Annotated in this window: 8 protein-coding genes; 4 read left to right on the forward strand and 4 right to left on the reverse strand. The window is 64.2% G+C overall.

The genetic code is table 11. The features are described 5' to 3' along the window. Window positions 1-1,695 (forward strand): AAA family ATPase (locus tag Q0O95_RS12350; RefSeq protein WP_293699148.1); only part of this gene is annotated, 1,695 nt, incomplete at its 5' end. A 233-nt stretch (window positions 1,696-1,928) separates the two neighbouring features. Here the strand turns inward: Q0O95_RS12350 and Q0O95_RS12355 are convergent. The 4 genes from Q0O95_RS12355 to Q0O95_RS12370 form a co-directional block, all read right to left on the reverse strand. Then, window positions 1,929-2,771 (reverse strand): hypothetical protein, encoded by an 843-nt coding sequence (locus Q0O95_RS12355; RefSeq protein WP_293699151.1) that lies wholly within the window; start codon window positions 2,769-2,771, stop codon window positions 1,929-1,931. After that, entirely contained in the window at window positions 2,768-3,475 is a 708-nt protein-coding gene (locus tag Q0O95_RS12360; RefSeq protein WP_293699154.1) for an ABC transporter ATP-binding protein, read from the reverse strand. Before Q0O95_RS12360 ends, Q0O95_RS12355 begins: the two co-directional genes overlap by 4 nt. A 1-nt stretch (window position 3,476) precedes the next feature. Beyond that, window positions 3,477-3,866 (reverse strand): GntR family transcriptional regulator, encoded by a 390-nt coding sequence (locus Q0O95_RS12365; RefSeq protein WP_293699157.1) that lies wholly within the window; start codon window positions 3,864-3,866, stop codon window positions 3,477-3,479. A 109-nt stretch (window positions 3,867-3,975) separates the two neighbouring features. Next, window positions 3,976-4,965: a hypothetical protein gene (locus tag Q0O95_RS12370; RefSeq protein ID WP_293699159.1), complete on the reverse strand. Its 990-nt coding sequence runs from the start codon at window positions 4,963-4,965 to the stop codon at window positions 3,976-3,978. Between the two features lie 329 nt (window positions 4,966-5,294). Here Q0O95_RS12370 and Q0O95_RS12375 point away from each other — a divergent pair, with 329 nt between their 5' ends. The 3 genes from Q0O95_RS12375 to Q0O95_RS12385 all read left to right on the forward strand — a co-directional run. Further along, complete coding sequence (locus tag Q0O95_RS12375; RefSeq protein WP_293699162.1) at window positions 5,295-6,839, forward strand: DEAD/DEAH box helicase; 1,545 nt, start codon at window positions 5,295-5,297, stop codon at window positions 6,837-6,839. Between the two features lie 82 nt (window positions 6,840-6,921). After that, complete coding sequence (locus Q0O95_RS12380; RefSeq protein WP_293699165.1) at window positions 6,922-7,200, forward strand: ribosomal protein L7/L12; 279 nt, start codon at window positions 6,922-6,924, stop codon at window positions 7,198-7,200. Window positions 7,201-7,381: 181 nt separating this feature from the next. Beyond that, window positions 7,382-7,780: hypothetical protein (locus tag Q0O95_RS12385; RefSeq protein ID WP_293699168.1), on the forward strand; the 399-nt coding region annotated here is incomplete at its 3' end.

A 7,780-nucleotide genomic window follows, 5' to 3' on the forward strand; every position in this document is an offset into this window, starting at 1 on the left:
TCCAACATGCTCAAGCCGATGCTCGCCCGCGGAGAACTGCGCCTCATCGGTGCAACGACGCTGGACGAATATCGCGAGTTCATCGAGAAGGATGCCGCGATGGAGCGTCGCTTCCAGCAGGTGTACGTGGGGGAGCCGTCGGTGGAGGACACCGTTGCGATCCTGCGCGGGCTGAAGGAACGCTACGAAGCGCACCACAAGGTCACCATCGCCGACTCGGCCCTCGTGGCCGCTGCATCCCTTTCGCACCGTTACATCCCGGCCCGTCAGCTGCCGGACAAAGCGATCGACCTGATCGACGAGGCGGCGAGCCGTCTGCGCATGGAGATCGACTCGGCACCGCTCGAGATCGATGAGCTTCGCCGGAGTGTCGACCGTCTGGAACTGGAGCGGCTCGCGCTGGCTCGCGAGACCGACGACGCGTCGAAGGAGCGACTCGCGTCACTCGACGAACGACTCGATACGCAGAAATCGCAGCTGAGCGAACTCGACGAGAAGTGGGAGCGGGAGCGCTCGGCGCTGAACAAGATCGGTTCGCTACGCGAAGAGCTCGATGAGCTGCGCATCCGGGCAGAGCGTGCGCAGCGCGAGGGTGACCTCGAGCGCGCCTCCCGCGTGCTCTACGGTGACATTCCGCGCGTCGAGAAGCAGCTGCAGGATGCCGAGTCGGTCGCCAGCGGAGAAGACCGCATGGTCGGCGACCAGGTGACGGCGGACGACATCGCGGCCGTCGTCGCGGCGTGGACGGGCATCCCGGTCGGCCGGCTGCTGCAGGGCGAGACCGAGAAGCTGCTGGCGCTCGAGGCCGAACTCGGCAAGCGTCTGATCGGGCAGAGTCGTGCCGTGCGTGCCGTCGCGGATGCCGTGCGTCGTTCGCGCGCCGGCGTCTCGGATCCGAACAAGCCGACCGGCTCGTTCATGTTCCTCGGTCCAACGGGTGTCGGCAAGACCGAGCTCGCGAAGTCGCTCGCAGAGTTCCTCTTCGACGACGAGAAGGCGATCGTGCGCATCGACATGTCGGAGTACGGTGAGAAGCACGCCGTCGCCCGTCTCGTGGGTGCGCCTCCCGGGTACGTCGGCTACGAACAGGGTGGCCAGCTGACGGAAGCCGTCCGGCGCCGCCCGTACTCGGTCATCCTGCTCGACGAGGTCGAGAAAGCGCACCCCGAAGTGTTCGACCTGCTGCTGCAGGTGCTCGATGACGGTCGCCTGACCGACGGGCAGGGTCGCACGGTCGATTTCAGGAACACCATCATGATCTTGACGTCGAACCTGGGCTCGCAGTTCCTCGTCGACCCGACGATGTCGCCGGAAGACGCTCACGAGCGTGTCATGTCGGCGGTACGAAGCGCGTTCAAGCCCGAGTTCGTGAACCGTCTCGACGACATCGTGATCTTCGACGCGCTGTCGCCGGAGGAGCTCGGTGCGATCGTGAACGTGCAGCTGGATGGCCTGGATGCGCGTCTGGCGGAGCGTCGCCTGCACGTCGAGGTCACCGACGGGGCTCGGCAGTGGTTGGCCGACCGCGGCTACGATCCGCTGTACGGTGCGCGTCCGCTGCGCCGCCTGATGCAGCGCGAGATCGACGACCGGTTGGCGAGGGGGCTGCTGGCCGGTGAAATCCGTGATGGTGACGATGTGCTCGTTGCGGTTGCCGACGACAGTGACGGACTGACCCTGACCGCTGTCGGCTGACACTGACCTCGACTTCCTAACTCACGAGCCTCCCTCGAAGGGTGCGAAAAACTTCGAAACATGACCGTCATGTTTCGAAGTTTTTCGCACCCTGGTGTCAGTGTTGGTGCAATTTTTGAGTCAGTCTCCGATAACGATCCCACGCCATTCACGTCCTGCATCACTCACAACAGGAGCAAGACGCCTGCCGAGAAGTACTCTCAACAGGCGTCTTGCTCCCTAGGGTGGAGCGATCAGGCGAGGGCGATCTTCTTGTTCCAATTTCGCACCGACCACCAGATCGAGACCACGTAGATCAGCAGCATCGGCGGGATGAAACCGAGGGGTACGATCGCGGTGCCTCCGGATGCCGACTCGGTGGGGGCGGACGACAACTGCAACTCCGTGAGCATCTCGCTCAGCAGGCCCGCCTGGATGATCCGGGCTCCTGACTCCGTCACTTCGACCGCGAGTGGGATGAGCAGTAACCCGAGCAGCAGAATGATCTGGCTGATCGTGTAGGCCACGAGGTACACGATGATGGGGCCGCCGATGCTCAGTCGGCCGAGGGCTTTGCCGCTGCCGATGGTCGCCGCGAACAGCAGCTGCATGAGCCACCCGACATACGAGATCACGACGAATGCGACGATGGCCACTGCCGGCCCGGTCGGAAGGAAGTCGGCCAGGGCCCCGATCTCGGCAAACAGGTTTCCGCTCATCATCATGGACGGGCCGAGCGCCGCCCAGAACATGGCGCTCAGCAACACCGAGATGCCGAGCCCTGCGATCGTGATTAGGGTGCCCCAGAGCGCCTTGCTCCAGTAAATCGTGCTGCCCTTGATCGGCAGGGTCTGCGTGAAGTATCCCGTCCGACGGAAACTCGAGAACCAGAAATCAAAGGCGAGGCCGATTTGCAGTGCCGGCACCAGAACCGAGATCACGATGAAGGCAAGGATGCTGCCGAGCTCGGCGATGACGATCCAGCCGGTTGCCGTCATCAGGGTGCCGACGACCGTGAGCAGCACGCCGATGCCGAGGATGGCAGCGAGCATCCCGCGCGTTCTGATGAATTCGTGTTTTAGCAGTGTTGCGATCATCGGTACGTCTCCCTGAAGATCTTGTCGAGGCTCGAACCGTGCTCCGCGCGAAGGTCGTCGGCGTCACCGCTCAGGATGACCTTGCCGTGACGCATCATGACGACGCCGTCGAGGATCGGTTCGAGGTCGTGGATGAGGTGGGTCGAGATCAAGAGCAGCGAGTCCTCGGAGAGATTTCGGAGGATGCCGTCCAGGATCACCTGGCGGGCTGCAGGGTCGACGCCCGAGATCGGCTCGTCCAGCAGGAACACTCGCGCATCCCTCGACATTGCGAGTGCGATCTGCACCTTCTCGCGCATCCCCTTGGACATCTCCTTGAGGCGCATGCTTTCCTGCAGACCGAAGAAACCGATCAGGTCGCGGGCCTTCTCGCGATTGAAGTCGTCGAAGAAGTCGTCGTAGAGATCGATGCAGTAGCTCGCGCGTGCGCCGTTCGGCAGGATGCTGACATCCGGCAAAAACGACACGAGCGATTTCGATGCCGGGCCGGGAGGATTCCCGTCGATGGTTACCGAGCCCTCGTAATCGCTGAGGACTCCCGCCATGATCTTGAGCATGGTGGTCTTGCCGCAGCCGTTCTCGCCGAGGAGGCCGACGACCCTTCCAGGTGTGAGCTCGAGGTTGAGATTGTCGAGCGCCGTCAGCATGCCGTAGCGATAGCTCAGATTCTTGGCCTGAACGAGCGCTGGGGATCCTGTGTTCACGTCAGGCTCCTTCACTTGAGGTCTGGTCACTGTCATGGTTGCTCCATCTCTGTTCGATGAGGGCTTTCGCCTGCGCCTTCCTCATGCCGAGCCCGAGTGCACGGTCGACGAAGGTGTCAGCCGCTGAGCGCGCGAGGTCGGCGCGAGCGGCATCGATACGATCCTGGTTCTCGGTGACGAACCTGCCGGTCGTGCGCTCGGAGCGGCAAAGCCCTTCGCGTTCGAGTTCGGCGAGTGCTCGCTGCGCTGTATTGGGGTTGACTCCGAGTGCTGCCGCGATCTCGCGGACGCCCGGGAGCTTCGCTCCGGGGGCCCATTCGTGGCAGACGATGCGGCGCGTGAATTCATCCACGAGTTGGCGCCAGATCGGAGCCGAGCTGTCGAACTCCATTCGCCCCTCCTTGCTTCACTGTATTAGATGAATAATACACTGACACAGGCCTCGGCTCGGTGTCAACCTCCCTCACCCATTGGGTGCGAAAAACTTCGAAGGATGACCGTCATGTTTCGAAGTTTTTCGCATCCTCGGGGTTCCAGCCGCGACGGGTGAGCGCGCGCCAGAACGCTTTCATGAGCGAGGGGCGGTGTTCCGAGCGGAGGTCGCGCGCGGTGACCCGCACGAGCTGCCAGTCCTGAAGACTTATGGAGCGTTCGCGCCCGACGTCTTCGTGCCATTGAACGGCATCCGTGCGGTGATGATCGCCCTCGTACTCGGCACCCACGCGCCATTCGGGCCAGGCTGTGTCCAGCCGGCGAAGCTTGCCGTCGATGGCAATCTCGTGCTGCAACACCGGCTCGGGCAGCCCTGCGTTGACGATCGCGAACCGCAGTCGCGATTCCTGCGGTGAATCGACACCGACCCTGACAAATTCGAGTGCGGCTTTCCCTCGTTTCGCTGCTGATCCCCCGCCCCACGCGGCGATCTCGGCCGCGATCTGTTCTATGGTCCAGGTGCCTAGCGCTGCATGGCGTCCCGGATATATCGCCGAATCGGTGACCAGGGCGTCGAATGCGACGACCATGTCCTCGATGGAGAGCTCCTCGGCAGCGCTGAGCACCGCTTGAGCCGGTTCCAGTAACCGGAGGCCGTCCAGATTCGCCGCGACGATGCGACGTTTCACGAGGCCCGAAGCGCGAACGCCACGGCTGCACGGGCGGTAGGCGTCGTGAGGCACCACCAGCCGGACCGGTTCCGCGACGTCCCATCGATGCGGCACCGGGATGCCCCACAATCGCATCGCGGTGATCCCTCCGAACCATTGCTCACGCTTGAGCTTCGAGAGGTATTGCCGAGCCCGCTGAAGCGGAGTTTCGGCGACCGTCAATGACCGGACACCGTGGAAGGGACGAACGAATTTGCTGGACGACATGCGGGCTTGCCCGAGCCCGCAGTCTCGAGCGTCCGAGATGCGGGCGGATGCGTCGATCACGTTTTCGGGCATCCAGGCCTCGTAGCGGCGTTCGGAGTCGGGAGGAGTGGGGTCGTTCATGCAGGCACTCTGCCCGGTTGCGCGCCGTCGCTGCCACTGCTTCAAGCGCCCTGTGGATAAATTGTCCTCCTGTGGATGCGAAAAACTTCGAAGGATGACCGTCATGTTTCGAAGTTTTTCGAATCCTGTTAGGGTGGGTAGTTGCGGTTGACACGAAGTCGCCGCAAGCGTCGTATCACGAACTCGCTCCCTGCCTATCACGCAGGTTCCGAGCACTTGACTGCGGCGAACGACCGCGGCATTCCGCGCTCGCCGACAGCGATGACGCATTCGATCAGGCCCCAGCGGTCTGCCCTCGTGCGCGTCGCACAACATGGAGAAAAACCTCAATGACTACCCCTTCTTTCGCCGACCTCGGCGTAACACCGCGTTTCGTCGACGCTCTTGCATCGATGGATCGCACCAGTCCCTTCCCGATCCAGGCCGACACGCTGCCCGACTCGCTCGCGGGTCGCGACGTGCTCGGCCGCGGTAAGACCGGCTCTGGCAAAACCCTCGCGTTCGCGATTCCGCTCGTGCAGCGTCTCGCGAACGAGCTCGCGGGCGGCAATCGCCGCAAGGGCCTGCCTCTTGGCCTCGTACTGGCGCCTACGCGTGAACTCGCTACGCAGCTGACCGCGACGATCAAGCCGCTCGCCGACGCGGCGGGCCTGACCGTCACGACCATCTTCGGCGGTGTCTCTCAACGGCCGCAGGAGCAGGCGTTCCGCGATGGCGTCGACATCGTCGTCGCCTGCCCGGGCCGTCTCGAAGACCTCATGAGCCAGAAGATCGTCAGCCTCGAAGCGATCGACATCACCGTTATCGACGAGGCCGACCACATGGCCGACCTGGGATTCCTGCCCGGCGTCACACGCATCCTGTCGAAGACCCCCACGCAGGGTCAGCGCATGCTGTTCTCGGCGACGCTCGACCGCGGCGTCGACGTGCTCGTCAAGAAGTTCCTGACCGAACCGGTGCTCCACTCGGTCGACGAGGCGCACTCGCCCGTAGCGGCGATGACGCACCACCTGTTCGAAGTCGACGCCGACCGCAAGCAGGCGCTGATCAAGCGACTGGCCTCGGGGCTCGGCAGGCGGATTCTCTTCACGCGCACGAAGCACCAGGCGAAGAAGCTTGCAAAGCAGCTGACGGCAGCGGGCATCCCCGCAGTCGACCTGCACGGCAACCTCTCGCAGAACGCTCGCGACCGCAACCTCGCGGCGTTCTCCGACGGCAGCGTTCGCGTGCTCGTCGCCACTGACGTCGCGGCGCGCGGTGTGCACGTCGACGCCATCGAACTCGTCGTGCACGTTGACCCTCCCATGGAGCACAAGGCATACCTGCACCGCTCCGGCCGCACCGCTCGTGCCGGCAGCGAGGGCGACGTCGTGACCGTGATGCTGCCGACGCAGCGCAAGGACACGCTCGCGCTGCTCCGCAAAGCGGCGATCAAGGTCGAGGCCCAGGCGGTCGGCGCTGACTCTGCCTCCGTTGAAGCTCTCGTCGGCGCCGAGGCGCCGTACGTGAAGCCGGTTCCGGGAGGCCCCGGTTCGGGTAACGCTCCCGTGCAGCAGCAGGGTGGCGGCCAGGGACGCGGTCGTTCGCGCGGCGGTCGCGGTGGTTCCGCTCCCGCCGGCCGTGCCGATCACGGAGGGCGTCAGCGCAGGGATCGCTCCGGTCGCCCGGAAGCGAAGGCCGCCCGTCGCCAGCGCGATGAGAACCGCGCCGGTGCTGCGCAGGGCGCACGCGGAGGCTCAGGTCGAGCGGGTGCTCCTCGTGGTGGTCAGCGTTCCTACGGTACTGCGGGCCAGGGATCAGCAGGCCAGGGATCAGCGGGCCAGGGTTCGGCAGGACGCCGCGGCCCGCGTCGCGCACAGCGTCCACAGGGCTAGCAGAGCGTATTTAGAGGGTGTCCGTCGAGATCGATGGGCACCCTCTTTCGCGTGCGGGTACCCTCAGTGCAGGAGGCCCTGCATGAATGAGCGCGAACAAGAATTACGGATCCAGCGGCTAGAAGCTGCCGTCAACGAAATCTATCGACTTCTCGAGATGCCGTCCCCTTTGTCGCACAGCTCCGCACTGACGGACGCAGGGCACACAGCATCCGCGAATCCCATGGGCGCATCAGATGAGGTGATCGAGTGGGTTCGAGCTGGCAAGAAGATCCGTGCGATCAAGCAGCATCGCGAGGATACCGGCGTCGGGCTCGCAGAGGCGAAGGAGTTCGTCGACCGATTGGATAGACAGGTCTAGTCATGCGTTCGGCGAGGTCGTAGTTTGCCCGCCTCGCCCTCCGCGTCACGCACCCCGGCATCGCCCCATCGCCCCTCTGCGCTGCGCCGCGAACGAGCCGTGCCTGTGGATAACATTCGACCGCCGGAAGCTGGATCCCCCTATCGTGCTCGCCAATGTTGTCGAGTGCGAAGGGGAAATCATGAAGACGGCGAAAGCGATCGCGGTGATCGCAGCGGTGCTCGGGTGCGTCGGTTGCGTTTGGGCACCAGGAGGAGCTGGCGAAGCTCGTTCGGATGAGCGTGAGCGGGGATTGCCACAGGAGTCACAGGATGCGGGCGAGCCGGATGCCGTGGAGGATCCGGCTGACCGCTCCACGCTCGAGCCTCCTCTCGCGCAGGCCGAGCTGGAACCGCTGCTCACCCATGCTTTCGAGGGGCTCTATGAGGGTCTCGTGCTTTTACGGCGCGGGGACATCGAGGTGGACGTGCTGTTTGACTATGCGACCAGGAGTCTTATCGAGCAGCAGTTGCGCGTGTTCGGCAGCTCGATTCCGGCCGACTATGTAATCGATGGGCGCTACTCCGTCGCAGGGCTGCGT

This window comes from uncultured Agrococcus sp. (genome assembly GCF_945915485.1).
Classification (GTDB): domain Bacteria; phylum Actinomycetota; class Actinomycetes; order Actinomycetales; family Microbacteriaceae; genus Agrococcus.